Raw genomic sequence first — 24,976 nt, 5'->3', positions numbered from 1 at the left:
AGGGCCGGCACCGGTGAAGGTCCAGCCGTCGGTGAAGAAGATCTGCGACAAGTGCAAGGTGATCCGCCGGCACGGCCGGGTCATGGTCATCTGCGAGAACGCCCGGCACAAGCAGCGCCAGGGCTGAGGGAGTACCTGACAAATGGCACGACTGGCTGGAGTGGACCTCCCCCGCGAGAAGCGGATGGAGATTGCCCTCACCTACATCTACGGAATCGGCCGGACCTCGGCGCAGGCCACCCTTGCCGCGACGGGCGTCAGCCCGGATCTGCGCGCCAAGGACCTGACCGACGAGGACCTGCTGAAGCTGCGCGACTACATCGACGAGCACTTCCGCGTCGAGGGTGACCTGCGCCGCGAGGTGGCTGGCGACATCCGCCGCAAGGTGGAGATCGGCTGCTACCAGGGGATCCGGCACCGCCGCGGTCTCCCGGTGCACGGGCAGCGGACGAAGACCAATGCGCGCTCGAGCAAGGGCCCGCGCAAGACCATCGCGGGCAAGAAGAAGGCCCGCTGATCTAGGCACGACGGCGCGCCGCCCCGACGTCAGGACGTCCGGACCGGCGGCGCGCCCGCAGCCCTCGGGCTGCTGCTCCACCCCGCTGCCCTCGCGCAGTGCAAGACCAGGCCACGAACACAGACACAGACCGGAGAGACATGCCTCCCAGGGCTCGCGCGGGTGCTGCCAAGAAGGTGCGCCGCAAGGAGAAGAAGAACGTCGCCCACGGCGCGGCGCACATCAAGAGCACCTTCAACAACACGATCGTGTCGATCACCGATCCCACGGGCAACGTGATCAGCTGGGCCTCGGCCGGGCACGTCGGGTTCAAGGGCTCCCGCAAGTCCACGCCGTTCGCGGCGCAGATGGCTGCGGAGAACGCCGCCCGCAAGGCCCAGGAGCACGGCATGCGCAAGGTCGACGTCTTCGTCAAGGGCCCCGGGTCCGGTCGCGAGACGGCGATCCGCTCCCTGCAGGCCACTGGCCTGGAGGTCGGGCAGATCCAGGACGTGACGCCGCAGCCGCACAACGGCTGCCGCCCCAAGAAGCGCCGCCGGGTCTGACCGGGCACTGACGAGAAGACTGAGGAGTACCTGACGTGGCCCGTTACACCGGAGCCGACTGCCGTCTGTGCAGGCGCGAGAAGATGAAGCTGTTCCTCAAGGGCAGCAAGTGCGAATCCCCGAAGTGCCCGATCGAGATCCGGCCCTACCCGCCGGGCGAGCACGGGCGCGGTCGCACCAAGGACAGCGAGTACCTGCTCCAGCTCCGTGAGAAGCAGAAGGCCCGCCGCATCTACGGCGTGCTGGAGAAGCAGTTCCGCGGTTACTACGAAGAGGCGAACAAGAAGTCGGGCAAGACCGGTGAGGTCCTGCTGCAGATCCTCGAGTCCCGCCTGGACAACGTCGTCTACCGGGCCGGCCTGGCCGAGTCCCGCGACATGTCCCGCCAGCTGGTGCGCCACGGCCACATCAAGGTCAACGGCCGCAAGGTGGACATCCCCTCCTACCGGGTGAGCGCGAACGACATCGTCGAGGTCGCTGCCAAGTCGGTCGAGATGCTGCCGTTCCAGGTCGCCCAGGCCAAGGCCGGTCAGCGTCCGGTGCCGCCGTGGCTCGAGGTCATCAGCAGCCAGCTCAAGGTCCTGGTGCACGCCATCCCGGCGCGCCAGGTCATCGACACCCCCGTGCAGGAACAGCTGATCGTCGAGCTCTACTCGAAGTAGAAGGACCCCCTTGCCCCCCACGCCACGCTTCGCGCGGCGCGGGGCCCTGCAAGGGGGCCGTACGACGGCGGGGCGGGTGGACCGATGTCCGCCCCGCCGGCACCACCCTCACGGCGTCATATGGCGGTCGCCGGAGGACCTGGAGGAGAACCACCATGCTCATCGCACAGCGTCCGACCCTCACCGAGGAGACGATCGACGCCCAGCGCTCGAGGTTCGTCATCGAGCCGCTCGAGCCCGGTTTCGGCTACACCCTCGGCAACTCGCTGCGTCGCACCCTGCTGTCCTCGATCCCCGGCGCTGCTGTCACCAGCATCCGCATCGAGGGCACCTTGCACGAGTTCACCACCGTGCCGGGTGTCAAGGAGGACGTCACTGAGCTCATCCTGAACCTCAAGGGCCTGGTCGTCAGCTCCGACTCCGACGAGCCGGTGACGATGTACCTGCGCAAGCAGGGCCCGGGTGACGTCACCGCCGCCGACATCGCGCCCCCGGCCGGTGTCGAGGTGCACAACCCCGAGCTGCACCTCGCCACGCTGAACGCCAAGGGCCGGCTGGAGATCGAGCTGGTCGTCGAGCGCGGGCGCGGTTACGTGCCGGCCACCCAGAACAAGCAGCCCGGCCAGGAGATCGGCCGCATCCCGGTCGACTCGATCTACTCCCCGGTGCTCAAGGTGACCTACGCCGTCGAGGCGACCCGGGTCGAGCAGCGCACCGACTTCGACCGCCTCGTGGTCGACGTCGAGACGAAGCCGTCGATGGAGCCGCGCGACGCGATCGCGAGCGCCGGCTCGACCCTGGTGGAGCTGTTCGGCCTGCTGCGCGAGCTGAACGTCGACGCCGAGGGCATCGAGGTCGGGCCCAGCCCGGCCGAGGCCGCCGACATCGCGAACTTCTCGATGCCGATCGAGGACATGGACCTCACCGTCCGGTCCTACAACTGCCTCAAGCGCGAGGGTGTGCACACCGTGGGTGAGCTCGTCACCCGCTCCGAGGCCGACCTGCTGGACATCCGGAACTTCGGTGCCAAGTCCATCGACGAGGTCAAGCTGAAGCTGGCTGCCATGGGCCTCGCGCTCAAGGACAGCCCGCCCGGGTTCGTCCCGTCCTCCGTCGAGAGCTACGACGAGGGCTACGAGACCGATGCCTACCAGGGCGTCGCCGAGTACGCCGAGGGCCAGGAGTTCACCGAGGGCGGCTACCAGGAGACCGAGCAGCTCTGAGGAAGGGCCCCGCTGCCCCCACCGTGGAAGGACCCCGTCCTCCCCACCCCTCGCACGCTCGGGGTGGCACCCTGGACGGGGCCACGGCGGGGGCCCTGCAGCGGGGCCATCCGGGGCCCGGCACACTGGCCCCGGACGCAGCACGGCCCGTCGTGCACGGGGCGACAGCACCACCACGGAACGCAGCCGGCGGCCCCCGCCCGGCCGCCTGAGGAAGGACCGACATGCCCACCCCCACCAAGGGCCCCCGTCTCGGCGGTTCCCCCGCGCACCAGCGGCTGATGCTGGCCAACCTGGCCACCTCGCTGTTCGAGCACGGGCGGATCACCACCACCGAGGCCAAGGCCAAGCGGCTCCGCCCGCTGGCCGAGAAGCTCGTCACCTTCGCCAAGCGCGGTGACCTGCACGCCCGGCGTCAGGTCATGACGACGATCCGCGATAAGGACGTCGTCCACACCCTGTTCGCCGACATCGGCCCGCGCTACGAGAACCGTCCCGGTGGCTACACGCGCATCGTCAAGGTCGGTCCCCGCAAGGGCGACAACGCCCCGATGGCGATCATCGAGCTCGTCGAGGCCCTGACCGTCGGCCAGCAGGCCGTCGGTGAGGCCGAGCGCGCCCGGGGCACCCGATTCGCCACCGGTGCCGGTGCCGCCTCCGCGGCCGGTGAGGTCCCGGCGGACGCCACCGCTGTCGCCGACGAGGCCGACGAGGTCGTCACCGACGTCTACAACCCCGATGGCGAGGTGCAGGACGACTCCGCGGTCGACCGGCAGCCCACCGCCGAGGGCACCGCTGTGGTCGACGACGCGGCCCTGACCCCGGACGTGGCCGACGCGGCCGCCGCCGAGGTCAACGCCGCCGAGACGCAGGACGCCGCGACCGAGAGCCGCAAGGCTCCCGGCGGCGAGTCGGCGCCCGACCCGAAGTAAGTGCTCCGCTGAACGACCCGCACGTCGACGAGCCCGCCACCGATCCCGGTGGCGGGCTCGTCCGCGTTCGGCTCGACATCTCCTACGACGGGACCGCGCTGCACGGCTGGGCCCGCCAGCCGGGACTGCGGACCGTCCAGGGCGAGCTGGAGCTGGCGCTGGCCACGGTGCTGAGGTGCGACGTCGACCTGACCGTAGCCGGGCGCACCGACGCCGGGGTGCACGCCATCGGGCAGGTGGCCCACACCGACCTCGACGCGGTGGTGTTCACCGCCCACGAGCCCAAGCTGCTGCGCCGGTTGCGCGGGGTCCTGCCGCCCGACATCGCGGTCACCGGCCTGCGGGAGGTCCCGGCGGCGTTCGACGCGCGCTTCGGCGCGCTCTCCCGGCACTACGTCTACCGCCTCGCCGACGCCGACGCCGGGCCCCCGCCGCTCCGCCGGGCGGACACCGTGGGCTGGCCGCGCCGCCTGGCGGCCGGGGCGATGGCCGACGCCGCCGAGCGGTTGCTGGGGGAGCAGGACTTCGCCGCCTACTGCCGGCGGCGTGCAGGCGCGACGACGATCCGCACCCTGCTGGCCCTGGACGTGGCCCGCACCGGCGACCTGGTCACCGTCGGCGCCTCGGCCGACGCCTTCTGCCACTCCATGGTCCGCAGCCTCGTGGGTGCGCTGCTGGCCGTGGGGGAGGGGCGGCGGGACGTGGCGTGGCCGGCTTCCCTGCTCAGCCGGACCAGCCGGGCCGGCGACGTACCGGTCGCGCCGGCCGGGGGGCTGACGCTGGTGCGGGTCGACTACCCGGCCGATGACGCGCTCGCCGCCCGGTCGCTGGTCACCCGGAACCGTCGTGGACCCCGGTGACCCGTCAGTCGAGGGCTGCGACGGCCTCGGTAACCGGGGTGTCGCCGCCGACGAGCTCGACCACGGCACCGGACCTCGGGTGGTCCAGCAGCTCGACGAGCACCGCGGCGACGTCGTCCCGGGGCACCTGCCCCCGACCGACGTGCCGGTCGAGCCGGACCCGGCCGGTGCCGGGGTCGTCGGTGAGGCCACCGGGCCGCAGCACGGTGACGGCCGGCCCGCGGCGGGCGAGCACGTCCTCCTCGGCCGCCAGCTTCGCCCGCAGGTAGGCCACGAACACCTCGTTCACGCCCTCGGGGGTCGCCCCGTCGGCCACCGACTCGACGCCCATCGAGGACACCAGCAGGTACGAGCCGACGCCGGCCCGCTCCGCTGCGTCGGCCAGCAGCACCGCGGCACCGCGGTCGACGGTGTCCTTGCGGGCGATCCCGCTGGCCGGGCCGCCACCGGCGGCGAAGACCGCCGCGTCGGCGCCGGCCAGCACCGCCGCGACGGCGTCGACGCCCGCGTGCTCCAGGTCCAGGACCACCGGTTCGACGCCGTCGGACGTGAGGTCCGGGCGGTGGTCGGGATTGCGGACGATGCCGACGACGGTGTCTCCCCGGGTGCTCAGCAACCGTCCGAGGCGGCGGGCAACCTGACCATGGGCTCCAGCGATGACGATGCGCATGATCAACCCCTACCCCGGCCGGTCCCGGGCACGCCGGGTGCGGTGTTCCGTCGGTCACGGCCGGACCGGGCGGTCGTCGTCGGCGGGGTCCCGTCATCGGCCCCGGCGGCGGTCCGCGCCCGGGCGAGTTCGGCCGGGGTGTCGCAGTCGGTCCAGGGCGCCGGCCGGCCGGGGACGGCCGGCGGCCGGTACCGGCGCACGGCCAGCGGCGCCAGAACCGCACGCATGGAGGTCGGCCCGCCCCCACCGGCGACCGCCGCGCGCAGCGCCTGGGTTCGCCACACACCGAGCAGCAGCTGGTCGCGGCCGGTGTCGTCGACGACCAGCACACCATCGCCGGTGAGCCGCTCCCGCAGCGCGGTGACCAGCTCCGCGGTGAGGAAGGGCAGGTCGCCGGCGAGCACGGCCACCACGTCGCCGGGGACGGCGGCCAGCCCGGCCCGCAGCGCCGGCACCGGGCCGCCCCCGGGCGGTTCCTCCCGGACCAGGACGACGTCCGCCGGGACCGGCTGCGGCGGGCCCACCACCACGCGGGGCGCGGCACCGGCCACCGCGGTGAGGACGGTCGCCAGCATCGTGCGGTCGCCCACCTGCAGCTGCGGCTTCCGTTGCCCGCCGAGCCGGGCCGCCCGGCCGCCGGCCAGCACCACGGCGGCGAAGGGAGGGAGGGCGCTCATGGGGCGAACGGTAGGGCGCTACCGGTGAGTACCGTCAACGACGTGGGACGAGTCACCAGCCGTACGCCCGTACTGCGCATCCGTGGGGCCGTGCACGGCACCCGCTCCGACACCGTGGCGTCGGAGGAGCCGCTGGAGATCCGGCTGAGCGGCACGCCGCTCGCGGTGACCATGCGGACCCCTGGCGACGACTTCGACCTCGTGCACGGCTTCCTGGCCACCGAGGGGGTGATCCGTTCCTCGGCCGACGTGGCCGGGTTGCGGTACTGCAACTCCGTCGATGCCGAGGGCCGCAACACCTACAACGTCGTCGACGTCGACCTGGCTCCCGGCGTCGAGGCGCCGGACACCGCGCTGGACCGGAACTTCTACACGTCCAGCTCGTGCGGCGTGTGCGGCAAGGCCAGCATCGACGCCATCCGGACCAGGACGACCCACGACGTCGCCGCCGACGACATCCGGCTGCCCCTGGCCACCCTGCTCGCGCTCCCCGACCGGCTGCGCGCGGCGCAGGAGGTGTTCTCCCGGACCGGTGGGCTGCACGCGGCAGGGCTCTTCACCGTCGCCGGTGAGCTGGTGGCGTTGCGCGAGGACGTCGGCCGGCACAACGCGGTCGACAAGGTCATCGGCGACGCGGTCCGCGAGGGCCGGGTGCCGCTGGCCGGGCACGTGCTCATGGTCAGCGGGCGGTCCTCGTTCGAGCTGACGCAGAAGGCCGCCATGGCCGGCGTGCCGGTGCTGGCGGCGGTCTCCGCCCCCAGCTCGCTGGCCGTGGAGCTGGCCGAGGAGGTCGGCATCACCCTGATCGGCTTCCTCCGCGGCGACGGCTGCAACGTCTACAGCCACACCGAGCGGCTTATCTTGCCCGTGTAGGGCAGTGAAGCTGGCCCCGCGAGGCAGCGCCACGCAGGCCGCCCTGCGAGGGTGCAGTCCGATGGCGGGGCCGGAGGCTCCCCATCGGAGTGTCACGAAGCGGCTCAGCGCAAGCCGGGACGGCACCTGGCCGCGGTGGGAGCGCGCAGCGCGACATCAGACATGATCTCCGCCTCGCAGCTGGCTGACGATGTGCGGTAGCAGGGGCCCGAGCACGGCCAGGCCGTCGCGCACACCGCCGGTGGAGCCGGGCAGGTTGACGACCAGCGTCCGCCCCGCCGTGCCGGCCAGCCCGCGGGACAGCACCGACGTCGGCACCGTGGGTGCGCCGTACCGGCGGACGGCCTCGGCGATCCCCGGCGCCTCCCGCTCGAGCACCAGCCGGGTCGCCTCCGGCGTGACGTCGGTGGGGGACAGCCCGGTGCCGCCGGTGGTCAGCACGACGTCGACCCCACCGGCGACGGCTGCCCGCAGCACCTCGACCAGCGCGTCGACGTCGTCCGGCCGGACGTGCGGGCCCGCCACGGTGAAACCCAGCGCGCGCAGTCCGTCGGCCAGCAGCTGGCCGCTGGTGTCGGCGTAGACGCCGGCGGACGCCCGGTTGGACGCGGTGATCACGACGGCGCGGGCGCCGGCGGGCAGCTCGCTCACGTGATCTCCTCGCTGGCGCTCGTCGACCGCGTTCGCGACGCTGCTGTGCCCCTGGATGAGCTCGCGGGCTCGCTCATCTGATCTCCTCGCTGACGCTCGTCGACCGCGTTCGCGACGCTGCTGTGCCCCTGGATGAGCTCGCGGGCTCGCTCATCTGATCTCCTCGCTGGCGCTCGTCGACCGCGTTCGCGACGCTGCTGTGCTCCTGGATGAGCTCGTGGGCTCGCTCATCAGCGGACCCAGTCGCCGCTCTTGCCACCGGACTTGGCCAGCAGCCGGATGTCGGTCACGGTGGCCCGCGGATCGACCGCCTTCACCATGTCGATCACGGTCAGCCCGGCGACGGCGACCGAGGTCAGCGCCTCCATCTCCACCCCGGTGCGGTCCGCGGTGCGCGCGGTGGCGGTGATCTCCACGGCCTCGTCGGTGACCTCGATGTCGACGGTCACCCCGTGCAGCGCGATCGGGTGGCACAGCGGGATCAGGTCCGGCGTCCGCTTGGCCCCGGCGATGCCGGCGATCCGGGCGACGGCGATCGCGTCGCCCTTGGGCACGCCGCGGCCGCGCAGCAGGGCGACGACCTCCGGGCTGACGAGCACCCGGCCGGCCGCCGTCGCCACCCGGGCGGTGACCGGCTTGGCGGTGACGTCGACCATCCGGGCGGCGCCGGACTCGTCGACGTGGGTCAGTCGCTGCTCGCTCACTGCGCACTCCTGTTCGTCTCCGCTACTGCTCCGCTCCTCGCTCGCTGGCGCTCGCTGCGATGCTCACCGCAGCGTCGACTCACTGGAGCGCTCCTTCGATCAGCACGACGTCGACCTCGGTGCCGGCGGGCAGCTCGGTCACTGCCTCGGGGACGACGACGAGGCAGTTGGCGCGGGCGAGGTGGGCCACGAGATGGGAACCGGGCCCGCCGACCTGGGTGACCACCCCACCGTCGAACAGGCCGCGCAGGAACTGCCGCTTCCCGGCGGGGGAGCGCAGGCCCTCGGTGAGCCGCGCCGAGGTGCGCAGCCGGTCGGGCGAGGCGTGCCCGAGCGCGCGGCGCAGCGCCGGCCGGACGAACACCTCGAAGGAGACGAACGAGCTCACCGGGTTGCCCGGCAGGGTGACCACCGGGACGCCGTCCACGGTGCCGGCGCCCTGCGGCCCACCCGGCTGCATGGCCACCTTTCCGAACTCCACGGTGCCGAGCGCGCCGAACGCGTCCTTGACCACCTCGTAGGCGCCGGCGCTCACGCCACCGCTGGTGATCAGCAGGTCGGCGCCGACCAGTTCGGCGCGCACGGTGCGCAGGAAGGTGTCGACGTCGTCGGGCACGAAGTGGAGGGTGCGCGCCTCCCCGCCGGCGTCGGCGACCGCGCCGGCCAGCAGCACCGAGTTGGACTCGTAGATCTGCCCCGGCGCCAGTGGTTCACCGGGGGCGACCAGCTCGCTCCCGGTGGAGAGGACCAGCACGCGGGGGCGGCGGCGCACCGGCAGGGTGGCGTGACCGACCGCGGCGGCCAGCCCGAGCTGGGTCGGACCGAGGGCGGTGCCGGCCGGCAGCGCCACGGCGCCGGCGGCGATGTCCTCCCCGGCGTGCCGTAGATGGGTGCCGGCGGCGGGGGAGCTGGTGATGGTGACGACGTCGGTGGCGCCGTCGGTGCGCTCCACCGGGACGACGACGTCCGCGCCGGCCGGCAGGGGTGCGCCGGTCATGATCCGGTGCACCGTGCCGGGGGCGAGCGCCGGGACGTCGGTGCGCCCGGCGGGGATGTCCGCGGCGACCGGCAGCCGGACCGGCGCCGCCTCGCTCGCCGCGCCGACCTCGGCCCAGCGGGCGGCGTAGCCGTCCATCGCCGAGTTGTCGAAGCCGGGCAGCGCGACCAGGGCGGGGAGGTCCGCGCCCAGTACCCGCCCGGCGGCCGCGGGCACCGCGACGTGCTCGACCGGCAGCAGCCCCAGGAGCCCGGCCACCACCGCCTGGTGTTCCTCGACGGTCCGCACGACCCCATCCTCTCCGACCCGGGGCGCCGGCGGCCCCGGCGGGGTCGCGCCGGAGGGTGTGCGGGCGGCTCGCGCGGGGCAGGCAGCCGGGGTGGGTGCAGCGGGCGGTTCCGTCGTGGTGGTGGGTCAGGTGGGTCGGGACCTCGTCCTGCAGGTGGACCGGCTCCCGGATGCGGGTGGCAGCGCCCCCGTGCGCGGCCGCCGGGAGGTGCTGGGCGGCAAGGGGGCCAACCAGGCCGTGGCCCTGGTCCAGCTGGGTCGACCGGCGGCCCTGCTGGGCGTCGTCGGCGCCGACGCGGCGGGTGACCAGGTGCTGGCCGAGGCGGTCGCCGACGGGCTCGACGTCTCGGGGGTGGCCCGCCGTCCGGGCGTGGCCACCGCGCTGCTCCTCGACCTCGTCGAGACCGGGGGCGTCCGCCGGCTGCTGGAGGACGTGCCCGACGCCGCGCTGCTCACCGCCGCCGACGTCGCGGCGGCCGCACCGTTGCTGGACCGCGCGCCGGCGGTCCTGCTCCAGCTGCAGCAGCCCGGCGACGCGGTCCGGGCGGCGCTGGCCCACGCCCCCGGCGGGGCGCTGCTCGTCGCCGACGGCGCCGCCGCCGAACCCGGCACCCGCGCGGCGGTGCTCGCGGCGGTGGACGTGCTGCGCGCCGACGCGTCCGAGGCCCGGGCCTGGGTCGACGGCGACCTGGCGGGGCTGGACGACGTGCGGGCGGCGGCCCGCGAACTGTGCGGCCGGGGCCCGCGGGTGGTGTCCCTGGCCGCCGGGGAGGACGGCGACCTGACCGTCTGGGCCGGCCCGGACGGTGGGCTCGAGGAGCAACTGGTGCCGCTGCTCGGCGCGGAGCCGGTGGACCCGACCGGCGCGGGCGACACGATCGTGGCGGCACTGACGGCCGCCCTGCTGCGCGGCGCCGGCCCGCGCACGGCCGCCTGGGAGGCGGGTGCCGCGGCGGCGCTGACCGTGGCCCGAGCCGGTGGCCGCCCGCGGCTGGACCCGGTCGGGGTGACCCGGGATGCCGTGGCGGCGCAGCGCGGGACGGAACCGGAAGGGCGCCCCGCTACCGTCGGCCTCCGGACACAGCGGACAGGAGACCTGGCATGACAGAGATCGACCGGATGCTGGCGGCCAACCGGCAGTGGCTCGCGAACTTCCCGGGCGACCTGCCGGTCGCTCCGGCCCGCGGCGCCGCCGTCGTGGCCTGCATGGACTCCCGGATGCCGCTGTTCGGCATGCTCGGCCTGGCGGTCGGCGACGCGCACGTCATCCGCAATGCCGGCGGCGTGGTCACCGATGACACCCTGCGGTCGCTGGCGATCTCCCAGCACCTGCTGGGCACGCGCGAGGTGGTGCTCGTGCACCACACCGACTGCGGGCTCAACAAGGCCACCGACGCGGAGTTCGCCGACCTGGTCGAGCGCACCACCGGGCACCGGCCCCCCTTCGCCGCCCGGGCCTTCTCCGACGTCGACGCCGACGTCCGGGAGTCGATGGAGCTCGTCCGTGCGGCGCCCTACCTGCTGTCCACCGAGGTCCGCGGCGCCGTCTACGACGTGGCCACCGGGCTGCTCCGCGAAGTGAAGGACCCTGCTGCCCCCCACCACTCGCAGGCTCGCGGCGGGCCCCTGCAGCAGGGCCAGGGCCAGGAGTCGGGTTCGTAGCCCGCGCTGGTATCGTCGTCGGCTGGCGCGCGACGCCGGCTGGTGCGCGCGCGTCCTCTCGACCCTCCAGGGTCTGTCTCCCGTGCTCGGTGAGGCGATCCGACCAGCCGCCCGCCTGACGACGACAAGGACAGTGAGCCTCGTGCGCACGTACTCCCCCAAGCCCGGTGACATCACCCGGGCCTGGCACGTCATCGACGCCACCGACGTGGTGCTCGGTCGACTGGCCAGCCAGACCGCCATCCTGCTGCGCGGCAAGCACAAGCCGCAGTTCGCCCCGCACGTGGACGCCGGTGACTTCGTCGTCATCGTCAACGCGGGCAAGGTGGCCCTCACCGGCTCGAAGCGCGAGACCAAGGTCGCCTACCGCCACTCGGGCTACCCGGGCGGCCTGCGGACGATCAATGTCGGCGACGAGCTCCAGACCCGCCCCGACCGCGTCATCGAGCGCGCCATCAAGGGCATGCTCCCGCACAACTCGCTGGGCCGGCAGATGATCTCCAAGCTCAAGGTGTACGCCGGGCCGGAGCACCCGCACGCCGCCCAGCAGCCCCAGACCTTCGAGATCAAGCAGGTGTCCCAGTGACTGAGCCTGCGAAGTCACCCATCAGCATTGCACCGTCGGTCACAATGCCGACGAGCGCCAGCGAGGAGAGCAAGTGACCAGCGCCGCCCAGACCGTGACCGACGCCGACGGGCGCCCCATCCAGACGGTCGGCCGCCGCAAGGAGGCCGTCGTCCGCGTCCGGCTGCTGCCGGGCACCGGCCAGTTCAAGCTGAACGGCCGCACCATCGAGGAGTACTTCCCCAACAAGGTGCACCAGCAGCTCATCCGTGAGCCGCTCGTCATCCTGGAGAAGGGCGAGCAGTACGACGTCGTCGGTCTGCTGCACGGTGGTGGCGTCTCCGGCCAGGCCGGCGCGCTGCGTCTGGCGATCGCCCGGGCGCTCATCGAGATCGAGCCGGAGGACCGTCCGGCCCTCAAGAAGGCCGGCTTCCTGACCCGTGACCCCCGGGTCACCGAGCGCAAGAAGTACGGACTGAAGAAGGCCCGCAAGGCGCCCCAGTACTCCAAGCGCTGACCCCGGTCTCCCCGAGACGTCCATGGGTCGCCTCTTCGGAACCGACGGTGTCCGCGGTCTGGCCAACGCCGACCTGACACCGGAGCTGGCACTGGCGGTGGCGCGCGCCGCCGCCGGTGTGCTCGCCGACCGCGACGGGACCTCGCGTCCCGTCGCGGTCGTCGGGCGTGACCCACGGGCCAGCGGGGAGATGCTGGAGGCCGCGGTCGTCGCCGGCCTGACCAGTGCGGGCGCCGAGGTGCTGCGGGTGGGCGTGCTGCCCACCCCGGCCATCGCGCACCTCACCGGCCAGACCGGCGCCGACCTCGGCGTGATGCTGTCGGCCAGCCACAACCCGATGCCCGACAACGGGATCAAGCTGTTCAGCCGCGGTGGCCACAAGCTGCCCGACGCGGTCGAGGCGGCCATCGAGCGGCAGATCACCGGCGGCGACAGCCGCACCGACCACCGCCCCACCGGCGGGGGCATCGGCCGGGTCCGCGACCTGCCCGGGGCGGCCGACGACTACGTCGACCACGTGCTGTCCGCCCTGCGGCAGCCGTTGTCCGGACTGCGGGTGGTCGTCGACTGCGCCCACGGCTCGGCCGCCCGCGTCGCGCCCGAGGTGTACCGCCGGGCCGGCGCCCAGGTGCACGTCATCGGCGGCGAGCCCGACGGCTGGAACATCAACGACGGCATCGGGTCGACGCACCTCGAGCCGCTGCAGGCCGCGGTCGCCCGGTTCGGCGCCGATATCGGCATCGCCCACGACGGCGACGCCGATCGCTGCCTGGCCGTGAGCGCCGCCGGCGACGTCGTCGACGGCGACGCGATCCTGGCCATCTGCGCGCTCGCGCTGCACGAGAGCGGCAACCTCACCGACGACACCGTCGTCGCCACGGTGATGAGCAACCTCGGCTTCCACCACACCATGCGCGCCGCCGGCATCGCCGTGCAGACCACCGCCGTGGGTGACCGGTACGTGCTGGAGGCGTTGCACGCCGGCGGGCTGAGCCTGGGCGGCGAGCAGAGCGGCCACCTGGTCTTCCTCGACTGGGCCACCACCGGCGACGGACTGCTCACCGGGCTCGCGCTGCTGTCCCGGATGAGCGCGACCGGGGCGTCGCTGGCCGAGCTGGCCTCCGTCGTCCGCCGGTTGCCGCAGACCCTGGTCAACGTGCCGGTCACCGACCGGCTGGCGGTCGCGGCGAGCGACGACGTCGCCGCCGCGGTGAACGCCGTCGAGGCCGAGCTGGGCGATGCCGGCCGGGTGCTGCTGCGCCCGTCGGGCACCGAGCAGCTGGTCCGCGTGATGGTCGAGGCGCCCACCCAGGAGCAGGCCGACGCCACCGCCGGGCGGCTGGCCGGGGTCGTCGCCGCCGTCAGCTGACGTCGGCACGGAGGGTCACCGCGCGAGCCTGGTCACCTGGACGGGTGATTCCGGCCGGATGGCCGCCCGGCGCCGGTACCCTCGGAACAATGTGCGGCATCGTGGGGTACGTCGGCCCGCAGGACTCGTTGGACGTCGTCCTGGAAGGGCTGCGCCGGCTGGAGTACCGCGGCTATGACTCGGCAGGCGTCGCCGTGCTGGCCGGAGGCCGGCTGACGACGGCGAAGAAGGCGGGCAAGCTCGCCAACCTTGAGAAGGAGCTGGCCCAGGAGTCCCTGCCCGCCTCCACCATCGGGATCGGGCACACCCGCTGGGCCACGCACGGCGGTCCGACCGACCGCAACGCCCACCCGCACGTCTCCGCCGACGGCACCGTGGCGGTCGTCCACAACGGGATCATCGAGAACTTCGCCGCGCTGCGCGCCGAGTGCGAGGCGGCCGGCGTCGAGTTCTCCTCCGAGACCGACACCGAGGTCGTCGCCCACCTGCTGGCCGCCGAGTACCGCGAGCTGCCCGCCGGGCGGAGCCGGCTGGCCGCTGCCATGCGGGCGGTCAGCCGCCGGCTCGAGGGCGCGTTCACCCTGGTGGTCACGCACGCCGACGAGCCCGACCGGCTGGTCGCCTCCCGTCGCAACAGTCCGCTGGTGGTCGGCGTCGGCGACGGCGAGTACTTCCTCGGCTCCGACGTCGCCGCGTTCATCGCGCACACCAAGGAGGCCCTCGAGCTGGGCCAGGACCAGGTCGTCGAGATCGACCGCACCGACGGCGTCACGGTCACCGACTTCGCCGGCGCCGAGGTCGGCGCCACCCCGTACACCGTCGACTGGGATGCCGCGGCCGCCGAGAAGGGCGGCTACGACTGGTTCATGCTGAAGGAGATCGCCGAGCAGCCCAAGGCGGTTGCCGACACGCTGCTGGGCCGGCTCAGCGACAACGGCGAGCTGGTCCTCGACGAACTGCGGCTGGCCGAGCAGGACCTCCGCGACGTCGACAAGGTCTTCGTCGTCGCCTGCGGGACGGCGTACCACGCCGGGCTGATCGCCAAGTACGCGATCGAGCACTGGACCCGGATCCCGGTCGAGGTCGAGCTGGCCAGCGAGTTCCGGTACCGCGACCCGGTGCTCGACCGCAGCACGCTGGTCGTGGTCGTCAGCCAGTCCGGCGAGACCATGGACACCCTGATGGCGCTGCGGCACGCCAAGGAGCAGAAGGCCAAGGTCCTGGCCATCTGCAACGCTAACGGCTCGACGATCCCGCGCGAGTCCGACGCGGTCCTCTACACGCACGCCGGTCCCGAGGTCGCCGTCGCCTCGACCAAGGGCTTCCTCACCCAGGTGGTCGCCTGCTACCTGGTCGGGTTGTTCCTGGCCCAGGTCCGCGGGGTCAAGTACGCCGACGAGGTCGGCGCGATCGTCGACGACCTGCGCGCGCTGCCCGAGCAGGTGACCGCGGTCCTCGCCACCATGGAGCCGGTGCGCGAGCTCGCCCGGTCGCTGGCGACGGAGGACACGCTGCTGTTCCTCGGCCGGCACGTGGGCTACCCGGTCGCGCTGGAAGGTGCGCTCAAGCTCAAGGAGCTGGCGTACATCCACGCGGAGGGCTTCGCCGCCGGTGAGCTCAAGCACGGTTCGATCGCGCTGATCGACCAGGGCACCCCGGTCGTCGTCATCGTCCCCTCGCCGCTGAGCCGCGAGTCGGTGCACGGCAAGGTGGTCAGCAACATCCAGGAGGTCCGGGCCCGCGGCGCGCGGACGATCGTGATCGCCGAGGAGGGCGACGACGACGTCGTGCCCTACGCCGACCACCTCATCCGGGTGCCGCGCACCCCGACCCTGCTCGCCCCCGTCGTGACGACGGTGCCGCTGCAGGTGCTGGCCTGCGAGATCGCCGCCACCCGCGGCCTGGACGTCGACCAGCCGCGCAACCTGGCGAAGAGCGTCACCGTCGAGTGACGCCGCTGTGAGCATCGCAGCGAGCGCCAGCGAGCGAGGAGCGGAGCAGGGGCGGAACCGACGTGGGGGCACCGTCGAGTGACGCCGCTGTGAGCGAGCGCCAGCGAGCGCCAGCGAGCGAGGAGCGGAGCAGGGGCGGAACCGACGTGGGGGCACCGTCGAGTGAAGGACCCCTCTGCCCCCACCCGCTCGCAAGCTCGCGGCGGGGCCCTGCAGAGGGGCCGTTCCAGTACGGCGACCATCGGGCGCTGACACACTGGCGGCGTGATCATCGGGGTCGGCATCGACGTGTGCCCGGTGGAGCGGTTCGCCGCGTCCCTCACCCGCACCCCGGGCCTGCGCGACCGGTTGTTCACGCGCGCCGAGCAGCACACCCCGGCCGGTGCGCCCCGCACCGGCGAGTCGTTGGCCGCCCGGTTCGCGGCCAAGGAGGCGCTGGCCAAGGCCCTCGGCGCGCCGGGGAACCTGCACTGGCACGACGCCGAGGTCATCGTGGGGGAACACGGCCGGCCGCTGCTCACCGTGCGTGGCACGGTCGCCCGCCGGGCCGCCCAGCTGGGGGTGACCGGCTGGCACGTGTCGTTGTCGCACGACGGGGGCATCGCCTCCGCTGTGGTCATAGCCGAAGGTGCCCCCGCGTGATCGGTCTCTACACAGCCGACCAGGTCCGGGGGGCCGAGCGCGCCGCGATGGCCGCGCTGCCCCCCGGAACGCTCATGCAGCGGGCGGCCACCGGCCTGGCGGCCGTCTGTCTCCGGCTACTCGGCCGGGGGCACGGCGTCCGGGTGGTGCTGCTCGTCGGCTCCGGCGACAACGGTGGGGACGCCCTGCACGCCGGCGCGGTGCTGGCCGCCCGCGGGGCCGCGGTGCGTGCCGTCCTGCTCGATCCCGGCCGCGCGCACGCCGGCGGGCTGGCCGCGCTGCGTCGGGCCGGCGGCCGGGTGACCGGCCCCGGTGATCCGGGTCTGGACCGCGCCGACCTCGTGCTCGACGGCATCGTGGGCATCGGCGGGCGGGGTGGCCTGCGCGAGACCGCCGCGCGGCTGGTGCGCCAGGCCACCGAGGGCCCCGGCCTGCTCGTCGCCGTGGACCTGCCCAGCGGCGTCGCCGCCGACACCGGCGCCGTGCCCGGTGCCGCCTTCCCCGCCCAGCACACCGTCACGTTCGGCGCGGTGAAGACCGGGCTGGTGGTCGGCCCCGGGCGGGGCGCGGCCGGAACGGTGCACCTGGTCGACATCGGCCTGGCCGGGCATCTTCCCCGGCCGGACGCGGGGCAGCTCGCCGACGCCGACGTCGTCGCGCACCTCGGGCCGCCGAGCGCCGACGACGACAAGTACTCCCGGGGCGTGGTCGGCGTGGTGGCCGGGTCGGCGACCTACCCGGGCGCCGGCGTGCTCTGCACCGGTGCCGCGCTGCGCACCCGGCCGGGACTGGTCCGGTACGCGGGCACCGCCGCCGAGGGCGTGCGGGCGGCCTGGCCCGAGGCGATCGTCACCGCCGGCCGGCCCGCCGACGCCGGCCGGGTGCAGGCCTGGGTGGTGGGCCCGGGCATGGGCACCGACGACGACGCCCGCAGCGCGCTCGCCGAGGTGCTGGCCACCGACCTGCCGGTGGTCGTGGACGCCGACGCCCTCACCATGGTGTCCCGCGAGCCGGGGCTGGTCGGCGGCCGCGCCGCGCCGACGGTGCTGACCCCGCACGACCGCGAGTTCGCCCGCCTGTTCGGTGACGTGGGCGACGACCGGGTCGGTGCCGCCCGCCGGGGAGCGGCCCAGCTCGGTTGCACGGTCCTGCTCAAGGGTGCCGCCACCGTGGTCGCCGACGCCTCGGGGCAGGTCCACGTCAACGCCACCGGCACCCCGTGGCTGGCCACCGCTGGCACCGGCGACGTGCTGGCCGGCATCCTCGGCGCGCTGCTGGCCACCGGCCTGGGCGCGCCGGAGTCGGCCGCCGTCGCCGCGCACGTGCACGGCCGCGCGGGGCAGCTCGCCGCCGAGGCCGGTCCGCTGATCGCGGGCGACCTGGTTCGCCGGCTCCCCGCGACGCTGGCCCGGCTGCGGGGCGCCGGGACGGCGGGCGACGCCGCGCCTGGGACAGTGGGGACGTGACGCTGGTGGAGCAGGCCCCGCAGGACCGGGCCGTCGGGAACAGGGCCGAGGTGGTGGTCGACCTCGACGCCATCGCGGCCAACACCGCCGCCCTGCGCGAGCGGGTGGACCGGCCGCTGATGGCGGTGGTCAAGGCCGACGGCTACGGGCACGGCCTGCTCCCCGCCGCCCGGGCGGTGCTGGCCGGCGGCGCGGACGCGCTCGGCGTCGCGGTGCTGGAGGAGGCCCTCGCGCTACGCGCCGCGGGCATCACCGCACCCGTGCTGGCCTGGCTGAACGGGCCGGGGGAGGACCACGCCGCCGCGCTGCGGGCCGACGTCGAGGTCTCGGTCAACGCGGCCTGGGGCCTGGCCGAGGTGGTGGCGGCGGCCCGTGCCACCGGCCGCACCGCCCGGGTGCACCTCACCATCGACACCGGGCTGGGCCGCGAGGGCGCCACCCCCGACGAGTGGCCGCAGCTGGTCGCCGCGGCGGCGCGGGCCCAGGCCGACGGGGAGGTCGCCGTGGTGGGGCTGTGGAGCCACCTGGCCTACGCCGACGCCCCGAGGCACCCCACCATCGGGGCGCAGGTGCGGGTCTTCGAGGAGGCGGTGGCGGTCGCCCGGGCAGCCGGGCTCACCGGCGCCCGCCGGCACCTGGCGAACTCGGCCGCCACGATCGCGCTCCCCGGCACCTGGTTCGACATGGTGCGCCCCGGCGTCGCCCTCTACGGGCTCGATCCGCTCGGCGGCAACCCCGCGCAGTACGGGCTGCGGCCGGCGATGACCGTGCAGGCCCGGGTGGTGCTGACCAAGCGGGTGCCGGCCGGCGCCGGGGTCTCCTACGGCCACACCTACTCACCGGCGCAGGCGACCACCCTCGCGCTGGTCCCGGTCGGCTACGCCGACGGCGTCCCCCGCGCGGCGGGCAACCGCGCGCGCGTGCTCGCGGGCGGCGCCCAGCGCCGGATCGCCGGGCGGGTGTGCATGGACCAGTTCGTGCTCGATGTCGGTGACGACCCGGTGGCCGTGGGCGACCCGGTGGTGCTGTGGGGGCCGGGCACCGGCGGGGAGCCCACCGCGCAGCAGTGGGCCGACGCCGTCGAGACCATCCACTACGAACTGGTCACCCGGGTCGGTGGCCGGTTCCGCCGCCGGTACGTCGGCACGGCGGGGGTGCGGTGATGGCAGCCGGACATCCGCACGAGCACCACCTGGGCCGCACCGCCGGTCTGATCGGCGCGGCCGTCGGGCTGGCGGCCGCCGGCACCGCGGTGGGCGTCGCGGTCACCCGGACGGCGACGTCCCGGGTGCGGGCCGGCCAGCTCGCCGGCCAGGCCGGGAACGGCGGCCGCGCGGTCGCCGACCTGCCGGCGCGGGAGCAGCGCGAGCAGGACCCGCTCGGCGCCGCCCGCCGCCCGGCCGACCGCACGGCCCTGGTCCAGACCGACGACGGGGTGCTCCTCGCCGTCGAGGAGATCGGCCCGCTCGACGCTCCGCTGACCGTCGTCTTCGTGCACGGGTACGCCCTGTCGATGGCATCGTGGACCTTCCAGCGCCGCGAGCTGGCCACCGAGCTGGCCACCGCCAACGGGCACCGCCCCACCGCCCGGCTGGTGTTCTACGACCAGCGCGGGCACGGCTCCTCCGGCCGGGGCGCCGCCGATTCCGCGACGATCGACCAGCTGGCCACGGACCTGGAGACGGTGCTCACCGCGCGGGTGCCGCGCGGGCCGGTGGTGCTGGTCGGCCACTCGATGGGCGGCATGACCATCCTGACGCTGGCCCAGCACCGGCCGGACCTCTTCGGCAGCCGGGTGGCCGGGGTGGCCCTGGCCTCTACCTCCAGCGGCAACCTGGCCGACCTCGACTTCGGCCTGCCCCAGCTGCTCACCCGGGTGCGCGCGGCCGTGCTGCCGGTGGCCGCGTTCGTGATGCGCCGGCGGCCCGGGTTCGCCGAGCACGCCCGCCGGCTGGCCAAGGACGTCGTCTCCGCGGCGACCTGGTCGCTGTCGTTCGCCTCGGCCGACGTGGACCCGGCACTCGGTCGCTACGTCGACGCGATGATCGCCGGCACCCCGGTCGACGTGATCGCCGAGTTCTACCCGGCGATTGCCGGCCTGGATGCCGGCGGGGCGATCGAGCCGCTGCGCCGCGTCCCGACGCTGGTGCTCACCGGCGACGCGGACAAGCTGATCCCGCAGGCGCACAGCGAGCGGATCGTCGAGGAGCTCGGGCGCACGGGCAGCGACTCGACCGAGTTCGTCGTCGTCCCCGGTGCCGGCCACCTCGTGCTGCTGGAGAAGCCGGCCGAGGTGACGGCTGCGCTCTCGGCGCTGCTGCGGCGGGTGGCGGCCGAGCAGCCCGCCCGCCGCTGATGCCCGACCTCCGCCCGCCTCGCTCGGGCGCGCCGGCCGAGGAGGTGGCCCGCACCGCCGCGGCGGCTCCGGACTGGGCGTCGTTGGCAGCCGTGGCCGGTGGTTGCCTCGCCTGCCCCGAGCTCGCGGCCACCCGGCAGCACGTGGTGGTCGGTGACGTGCCGGTGTCGGGCCGGCCGCTGGTCGCCCTGGTCGGCGAGGCGCCGGGCGCCACCGAGGACGAGACCGGCCGGCCCTTCGTCGGGCGATCGGGCGCCCTGCTGGACCAGCTGCTGGCCGCGGCCGGCCTGGACCGCGCCGAGACGGCAGTGCTCAACGTGGTCAAGTGCCGCCCGCCCGGCAACCGGACGCCGAAGGCCCCAGAGGTCGCCCGCTGCAGCGGCTGGCTGCACCGCCAGCTCGACCTGCTCGACCCCCCGGCGGTCGTGGCGCTGGGGCTCTCGGCGGCGAAGTGGTTCCTCGGACCCCGGACGGTCCTCGGGCAGGTGCGCGGCCGGCCGCACGACGTGGGCGGGCGGGCGCTCTGGGTCACCTACCATCCGTCGGCCGCGATCCGTTTCGGGCCGAACGGCGCCCCGCGGGCAGCGCTGGCCGAGGACCTCGCGGCCGTGGTGGGCAGCCTGTGAACCGCGACCACCTGCTGGCCACCGTCGCCGACACCCAGGCGTTCGGCCGGGCGCTGGCGCAGCTGCTCCAGGCCGGTGACCTCGTCGTCCTCGCCGGCCCGCTGGGCGCGGGGAAGACCGCGCTGACCCAGGGGATCGGGGCGGGCCTCGGCGTGCCCGGCCCGGTCACCTCGCCGACCTTCGTGCTGGCCCGGGTGCACCGCGGCGGCCGGGTGCCCCTGGTGCACGTCGACGCCTACCGGCTGGGCAGCATGGCCGACGTCGACGACCTCGACCTCGACGCCACCGCGGGGGAGGCGGTCACCGTCGTGGAGTGGGGGCACGGGCTGGTCGAGCAGCTCGCCGACGAGCACCTGGTGGTCGAGCTCGACCGGCGGGACGACGACGTCCGCACCGCCCGGCTCGTCCCGCACGGTCCCGGCTGGGAGCAGCGGCTGCGCTGAGCCCCGGTCCACGGGCACCCGGCCGGTCCCCAGCCGGTACCCCGACGTCGCCGGTACGTCCTCGTCGGTCGTCGACTCGTCGTCGGCCAGGAGCCGGCGGGTGCCGGCCCTCCGCAGGCCGGCGAGAGCAGAGCGGCGCCCCGATGCCGGAGCAGCGGCAACTACTCTGGTTCGTCGTGCTCGTCCTCGCTCTCGACACCGCGACCCCGACCCTCGTCGTCGGGCTCGCCCGCTGGGCGCCCGGCGCCGCTGCCGAGGTGCTGGCCGAGCGGAGCGTGGCGTCGGGCAACCGGCACGCCGAGCTGCTCACCCCGACGATCCGTGCGGTGCTGGCCGGCGCCGGCGCAGCGATGGCCGACCTCGGCGCCGTGGTCACCGGGCTCGGGCCGGGGCCCTACACCGGCCTGCGGGTCGGCGTCGTCACCGCGGCCACGCTGGCCGATGCCCGCGGGCTCCCCGTCGTCGGGGTCTGCTCGCTGGACGCGATCGGCGCGGGCCTCCGCACCGTGGTCACCGACGCCCGCCGCAAGGAGGTCTACTGGGCTCGCTACGGCGCCGACGGCATCCGGCTGGCCGGGCCGGCGGTGGACCGCCCGGCCGATCTGTCGCCCACTCCGCCGGTGGTCGGCGACGCGGCCTTCGGCGCGCGGCTCGGCGTCGAGGTCGCCCCGGCCGAGGTGACGACGGCGGGGCTGCTGCGCGCCGCGGCGCCCCAGCTCGCCGACCCGGCGTCGGCGGCCCCGCTCGTCCCCCTCTACCTCCGCCGTCCCGATGCCGTCCCGCCGCCGCTGCGCAAGGCGGTCAGCCAGCCATGAGCGAGCTTGCGAGCTCATGCATGGGCAGAGCAGCGGCGCGCACGAGGCGGACGAGCGCCAGCGAGGAAGCCTCGTGAGCGTGATCCTGCGGGACATGACCCGCGCCGACCTCCCCGCCGTCCTGGCGATGGAGGAGGAGCTGTTCGCCCCGGACACCTGGACCGCGGCGATGTACCGCGACGAGCTGCACCGCACCGACAGCCGGCACTACCTGGTCGCCGTCGACGAGGCGGGCGCCCTGATCGGGTACGCGGGGCTGATCGCCTACCCCGAGGAGGCGCACATCGCCACCATCGGCGTCACCGCCACGGCGCAGGGGCAGGGCGTCGGTGCCCGGCTGCTGGACACCCTGCTGGCCGAGGCGGACACCCGCAGCCAGGTGGTGCTGCTGGAGGTGCGCGCGGACAACGAGGTCGCCCAGGGGCTGTACCGGCGGCGCGGGTTCACCGAGATCGGCCGGCGCCGCGGGTACTACCAGCCCAGCAACACCGACGCGGTCGTGATGAGCCGGGAGGTACGGCGATGAGCGGAGCGCCCCGCGGGAGCGAACGGTGGACACGATGAGCGAGCCGCTGGTGCTCGGGTTCGAGACCTCCTGCGACGAGACCGGCGTCGGTCTCGTGCGCGGGCAGACGCTGCTGTCCGACGCGCTCGCCACGTCGAGCCCTGCGCACGAGCGGTTCGGCGGCGTCGTTCCGGAGATCGCCTCCCGGGCGCACCTGGAGGCGATGGTCCCCACCGTGCACCGGGCGCTGGCCGAGGGCGGGGTGGCGGCCACCGACGTCGACGCGATCGCGGTGACGTCGGGGCCCGGGCTGACCGGCGCGCTGCTGGTGGGCGTGGCCGCGGCCAAGGCCTACGCGCTGGCCCTGGACGTGCCGCTGTACGGCGTCAACCACCTCGCCGCCCACGTCGCGGTCGACGAGCTGGAGCACGGTCGGCTCGCCGAGCCGACGATCGCCATGCTGGTCTCCGGCGGGCACAGCTCGCTGCTGCTGGTGCCCGACCTGGCCCAGGACGTGCAGCCGCTGGGGCAGACGATCGACGACGCCGCGGGGGAGGCCTTCGACAAGGTGGCCCGGGTGCTCGGGCTGCCGTTCCCGGGCGGCCCGCCGATCGACCGGGCGGCGCGGGACGGCGACCCGGCGGCCATCGCTTTCCCGCGCGGGCTCACCGGTCCGCGCGACGCCCCCTACGACTTCTCGTTCTCCGGGCTGAAGACGGCGGTCGCCCGCTGGGTCGAGGCGCGGGAGCGGGCCGGCGAACCGGTGCCGATCGCCGACGTCGCGGCGGCCTTCCAGGAGGCGGTGGTCGACGTGCTCACCGCCAAGGCGGTGCGGGCCTGCCGTGATCAGGGTGTCGACCACCTCGTCATCGGTGGCGGGGTGGCGGCCAACTCCCGGCTGCGCGTGCTGGCGCAGGAGCGGTGCGACGCCGCCGGGATCGTGCTGCGCGTGCCCAGCCGCCGGTTGTGCACCGACAACGGCGCGATGGTCGCCGCGCTGGGCTCCCGACTGGTCGAGGCCGGCATCGCCCCGTCGGGGGCCGACCTGGGCGCGGACAGCTCACTGCCGATCGACGTCGTCAGCCGTTGAAGGACCCCGTCCTCCTCACCCATCGCAAGCTCGGGGCGAGCCTCTGGACGGGGCCTGGCACACGAGCACGGTGGGAGCGCCGGCCACCCGGGTGACGACGACGACCGCCGTCCCGTCGCCGGGCCCGCGCAGCTGCCGGGCCAGCGTCTCCGGCTCGATCGCCGACCCCCGTTTCTTCACCGTCACCCGGCCCACGCCCCGGCTGCGCAGCAGCGCCTTGAGCCGCTTCAGCGAGAACGGCAGCACGTCGGTCACCTCGAGGCTGCTCACCCACGGGGACGGCGCCGGGGCGTCGCTGGTCAGGTAGGCGATCGTGGGGTCGACGCCGGTGGCACCGAGGTCGGCGGCGACCTGCGACACCAGGCCGGAGCGGATCACCGCCGGGTCCGGTTCGTGCAGCCAGCCGCGCACCGGGCCGACCGGCGAGGGGCCGGGGTCGCTGGCCGCGGTCAGCTCGTGCACGGCCTCGCCCACCACCAGGGTCGCCCGGCGCCAGGTGTGGGTCACGCCCCGGCCCCAGAGCAGCGCTTCGACGATCGAGCCGCCCACCGACACCCACTCGGCCTCGACCCCGGCGGGAACCCGGTCGTGGTCGAGCCCGGGGGCGACCTTGACCACGCAGGTGCCGACCCGGTCGAGCAGCGTGGTGACCGTCGACCAGGGCGGGGACCACCGGTCGGGGTCGAGCAGCCGCCGGCCGCCGGCCCGCCGGGCGGGGTCGAGCACGGCGGCGGCGCAGCCGGCGACCCGGCCGTCGCCGGCGGCGGCCACCAGCTCGACGACGTCGGCCTCGCGCACCTCCACCCGGCCCAGGCCCAGCGCAGCCACGTTCAGGGAGGTCAGCTCCCGGGCCACCGGGTCGCGGTCCACGGCCACCACCGACGCCCCCGCCCGGGCGAGGGCCACGGTGTCGGTGCCGGCGGCACAGCCGAGGTCGGCGACGGTGCCGGCCCCGCCGGCGAGCAGCCGCGCGGCGCGGCGGTCGGCCAGCGCCGGCCGGCCGGCCTGCTCCAGGGTGTCGCCGGTGAACAGCAGCCGGTCGGCGTCAGCCCCGAACACCGGCCGGGCCCTGGCCCGCTGGCGGGCGATGCCCCAGGCGGGCCCGGCCAGCTCCACGCCCACCTCGGCGCGCAGCCGGGTCAACGCGGTCACCGCGTCGGTGCGGTCGGCCAGCAGCGCGGCGGCCCGGGTGAGGGCCGTGGCGCCCGCCGGGGTGGCCAGGGCGCGGAGCTGGCGCACCGTCTCCGCGGCCTGCCCGGCGGAGTCGTCGGCGTCGTCCGGGGCGGCCACCGGGACAGCCTGTCGCACCCGGTCGGGGGAACCCCGACCGACCCGGTTGAGCGGCTGGCACTCGGGTGGGTAGAGTGCC

The 24,976-nt window shown here is 74.9% G+C and carries 29 protein-coding genes; 23 read left to right on the top strand and 6 right to left on the bottom strand.

Annotated elements, in window-relative coordinates:
• Positions 1–13: 13 nt before the first annotated feature.
• From rpmJ to truA, 7 genes are all read left to right on the top strand, one after another.
• Complete coding sequence (rpmJ, locus tag ACYVG5_RS15540; protein ID WP_014742835.1) at positions 14–127, top strand: 50S ribosomal protein L36; 114 nt, start codon at positions 14–16, stop codon at positions 125–127.
• 15 nt (positions 128–142) lie between these two features.
• Positions 143–517, top strand: a complete 375-nt coding sequence (rpsM, locus tag ACYVG5_RS15535; RefSeq protein WP_222050079.1) for a 30S ribosomal protein S13 — start codon at positions 143–145, stop codon at positions 515–517.
• Positions 518–657: 140 nt separating this feature from the next.
• Positions 658–1,062, top strand: coding sequence for a 30S ribosomal protein S11 (gene rpsK / locus ACYVG5_RS15530; protein WP_179654038.1), 405 nt, complete (start codon positions 658–660; stop codon positions 1,060–1,062).
• 35 nt (positions 1,063–1,097) lie between these two features.
• Entirely contained in the window at positions 1,098–1,724 is a 627-nt protein-coding gene (rpsD, locus tag ACYVG5_RS15525) for a 30S ribosomal protein S4 (RefSeq protein ID WP_222050080.1), read from the top strand.
• 155 nt (positions 1,725–1,879) lie between these two features.
• Positions 1,880–2,947, top strand: coding sequence for a DNA-directed RNA polymerase subunit alpha (locus ACYVG5_RS15520; RefSeq protein WP_222050081.1), 1,068 nt, complete (start codon positions 1,880–1,882; stop codon positions 2,945–2,947).
• 224 nt (positions 2,948–3,171) lie between these two features.
• On the top strand, positions 3,172–3,879 hold the full coding sequence (rplQ, locus tag ACYVG5_RS15515) for a 50S ribosomal protein L17 (RefSeq protein WP_222050082.1): 708 nt from the start codon (positions 3,172–3,174) through the stop codon (positions 3,877–3,879).
• Between the two features lie 8 nt (positions 3,880–3,887).
• Positions 3,888–4,739 (top strand): tRNA pseudouridine(38-40) synthase TruA, encoded by an 852-nt coding sequence (gene truA, locus ACYVG5_RS15510; protein ID WP_222050118.1) that lies wholly within the window; start codon positions 3,888–3,890, stop codon positions 4,737–4,739.
• Positions 4,740–4,743: 4 nt separating this feature from the next.
• Here the strand turns inward: truA and ACYVG5_RS15505 are convergent, their stop codons facing one another.
• Both ACYVG5_RS15505 and mobA read right to left on the bottom strand, forming a co-directional pair.
• Positions 4,744–5,409, bottom strand: a complete 666-nt coding sequence (locus ACYVG5_RS15505; RefSeq protein WP_222050083.1) for an NAD(P)H-binding protein — start codon at positions 5,407–5,409, stop codon at positions 4,744–4,746.
• A 2-nt stretch (positions 5,410–5,411) separates the two neighbouring features.
• On the bottom strand, positions 5,412–6,086 hold the full coding sequence (gene mobA, locus ACYVG5_RS15500) for a molybdenum cofactor guanylyltransferase (protein WP_222050084.1): 675 nt from the start codon (positions 6,084–6,086) through the stop codon (positions 5,412–5,414).
• Positions 6,087–6,128: 42 nt separating this feature from the next.
• Here mobA and fdhD point away from each other — a divergent pair, with 42 nt between their 5' ends.
• A complete protein-coding gene (gene fdhD, locus ACYVG5_RS15495; protein ID WP_222050085.1) occupies positions 6,129–6,959 on the top strand; it encodes a formate dehydrogenase accessory sulfurtransferase FdhD in 831 nt (276 codons plus the stop codon).
• 156 nt (positions 6,960–7,115) lie between these two features.
• On the opposite strand, the gene ACYVG5_RS15490 is transcribed toward fdhD, so the two are convergent.
• The 3 genes from ACYVG5_RS15490 to moeA form a co-directional block, all read right to left on the bottom strand.
• Entirely contained in the window at positions 7,116–7,610 is a 495-nt protein-coding gene (locus ACYVG5_RS15490) for a MogA/MoaB family molybdenum cofactor biosynthesis protein (RefSeq protein ID WP_222050086.1), read from the bottom strand.
• A 230-nt stretch (positions 7,611–7,840) separates the two neighbouring features.
• Positions 7,841–8,314 carry a cyclic pyranopterin monophosphate synthase MoaC gene (moaC, locus tag ACYVG5_RS15485; RefSeq protein ID WP_222050087.1) on the bottom strand — a complete coding sequence of 158 codons (474 nt, stop codon included), beginning with the start codon at positions 8,312–8,314 and terminating at the stop codon, positions 7,841–7,843.
• A 79-nt stretch (positions 8,315–8,393) separates the two neighbouring features.
• Positions 8,394–9,599: a molybdopterin molybdotransferase MoeA gene (gene moeA / locus ACYVG5_RS15480; RefSeq protein WP_222050088.1), complete on the bottom strand. Its 1,206-nt coding sequence runs from the start codon at positions 9,597–9,599 to the stop codon at positions 8,394–8,396.
• Between the two features lie 58 nt (positions 9,600–9,657).
• Here moeA and ACYVG5_RS15475 point away from each other — a divergent pair, with 58 nt between their 5' ends.
• The 15 genes from ACYVG5_RS15475 (at position 9,658) to tsaD (ending at position 23,607) form a co-directional block, all read left to right on the top strand.
• On the top strand, positions 9,658–10,704 hold the full coding sequence (locus ACYVG5_RS15475; protein ID WP_460683324.1) for a PfkB family carbohydrate kinase: 1,047 nt from the start codon (positions 9,658–9,660) through the stop codon (positions 10,702–10,704).
• A complete protein-coding gene (locus tag ACYVG5_RS15470) occupies positions 10,701–11,261 on the top strand; it encodes a beta-class carbonic anhydrase (protein WP_222050090.1) in 561 nt (186 codons plus the stop codon). The genes ACYVG5_RS15475 and ACYVG5_RS15470 overlap by 4 nt, the downstream gene beginning before the upstream one ends.
• Before the next feature lie 142 nt (positions 11,262–11,403).
• Entirely contained in the window at positions 11,404–11,847 is a 444-nt protein-coding gene (rplM, locus tag ACYVG5_RS15465; protein ID WP_222050091.1) for a 50S ribosomal protein L13, read from the top strand.
• Between the two features lie 73 nt (positions 11,848–11,920).
• The gene (gene rpsI, locus ACYVG5_RS15460; RefSeq protein WP_460683323.1) at positions 11,921–12,343 is read left to right on the top strand and encodes a 30S ribosomal protein S9; all 423 of its coding nucleotides are present in this window, start codon (positions 11,921–11,923) and stop codon (positions 12,341–12,343) included.
• A 22-nt stretch (positions 12,344–12,365) separates the two neighbouring features.
• The gene (gene glmM, locus ACYVG5_RS15455; RefSeq protein WP_222050092.1) at positions 12,366–13,712 is read left to right on the top strand and encodes a phosphoglucosamine mutase; all 1,347 of its coding nucleotides are present in this window, start codon (positions 12,366–12,368) and stop codon (positions 13,710–13,712) included.
• An 89-nt stretch (positions 13,713–13,801) separates the two neighbouring features.
• Complete coding sequence (gene glmS, locus ACYVG5_RS15450; protein WP_222050093.1) at positions 13,802–15,664, top strand: glutamine--fructose-6-phosphate transaminase (isomerizing); 1,863 nt, start codon at positions 13,802–13,804, stop codon at positions 15,662–15,664.
• A 264-nt stretch (positions 15,665–15,928) separates the two neighbouring features.
• Positions 15,929–16,306, top strand: coding sequence for a holo-ACP synthase (locus tag ACYVG5_RS15445; protein ID WP_222050094.1), 378 nt, complete (start codon positions 15,929–15,931; stop codon positions 16,304–16,306).
• Positions 16,303–17,772, top strand: coding sequence for an NAD(P)H-hydrate dehydratase (locus ACYVG5_RS15440; RefSeq protein ID WP_222050095.1), 1,470 nt, complete (start codon positions 16,303–16,305; stop codon positions 17,770–17,772). Before ACYVG5_RS15445 ends, ACYVG5_RS15440 begins: the two co-directional genes overlap by 4 nt.
• The gene (gene alr / locus ACYVG5_RS15435) at positions 17,769–18,935 is read left to right on the top strand and encodes an alanine racemase (protein ID WP_460683322.1); all 1,167 of its coding nucleotides are present in this window, start codon (positions 17,769–17,771) and stop codon (positions 18,933–18,935) included. Before ACYVG5_RS15440 ends, alr begins: the two co-directional genes overlap by 4 nt.
• Complete coding sequence (locus ACYVG5_RS15430; protein ID WP_222050096.1) at positions 18,935–20,128, top strand: alpha/beta fold hydrolase; 1,194 nt, start codon at positions 18,935–18,937, stop codon at positions 20,126–20,128. The genes alr and ACYVG5_RS15430 overlap by 1 nt, the downstream gene beginning before the upstream one ends.
• A complete protein-coding gene (locus ACYVG5_RS15425) occupies positions 20,128–20,754 on the top strand; it encodes a uracil-DNA glycosylase (protein ID WP_222050097.1) in 627 nt (208 codons plus the stop codon). The genes ACYVG5_RS15430 and ACYVG5_RS15425 overlap by 1 nt, the downstream gene beginning before the upstream one ends.
• Positions 20,751–21,197: a tRNA (adenosine(37)-N6)-threonylcarbamoyltransferase complex ATPase subunit type 1 TsaE gene (tsaE, locus tag ACYVG5_RS15420; RefSeq protein WP_222050098.1), complete on the top strand. Its 447-nt coding sequence runs from the start codon at positions 20,751–20,753 to the stop codon at positions 21,195–21,197. Before ACYVG5_RS15425 ends, tsaE begins: the two co-directional genes overlap by 4 nt.
• A gap of 143 nt (positions 21,198–21,340) precedes the next feature.
• Complete coding sequence (tsaB, locus tag ACYVG5_RS15415; protein ID WP_246630886.1) at positions 21,341–22,012, top strand: tRNA (adenosine(37)-N6)-threonylcarbamoyltransferase complex dimerization subunit type 1 TsaB; 672 nt, start codon at positions 21,341–21,343, stop codon at positions 22,010–22,012.
• Between the two features lie 73 nt (positions 22,013–22,085).
• Entirely contained in the window at positions 22,086–22,538 is a 453-nt protein-coding gene (gene rimI / locus ACYVG5_RS15410) for a ribosomal protein S18-alanine N-acetyltransferase (RefSeq protein WP_460683321.1), read from the top strand.
• A 34-nt stretch (positions 22,539–22,572) separates the two neighbouring features.
• Positions 22,573–23,607 (top strand): tRNA (adenosine(37)-N6)-threonylcarbamoyltransferase complex transferase subunit TsaD, encoded by a 1,035-nt coding sequence (tsaD, locus tag ACYVG5_RS15405; protein WP_222050123.1) that lies wholly within the window; start codon positions 22,573–22,575, stop codon positions 23,605–23,607.
• A gap of 15 nt (positions 23,608–23,622) precedes the next feature.
• On the opposite strand, the gene ACYVG5_RS15400 is transcribed toward tsaD, so the two are convergent.
• Complete coding sequence (locus ACYVG5_RS15400; protein ID WP_222050099.1) at positions 23,623–24,897, bottom strand: class I SAM-dependent methyltransferase; 1,275 nt, start codon at positions 24,895–24,897, stop codon at positions 23,623–23,625.
• Positions 24,898–24,976 lie beyond the last annotated feature (79 nt).

The sequence above is a fragment of the Modestobacter lapidis genome, assembly GCF_054780755.1.
Note: the sequence above shows the minus strand (reverse complement) of the source record. Positions and strands in the feature narration are given on the sequence as shown.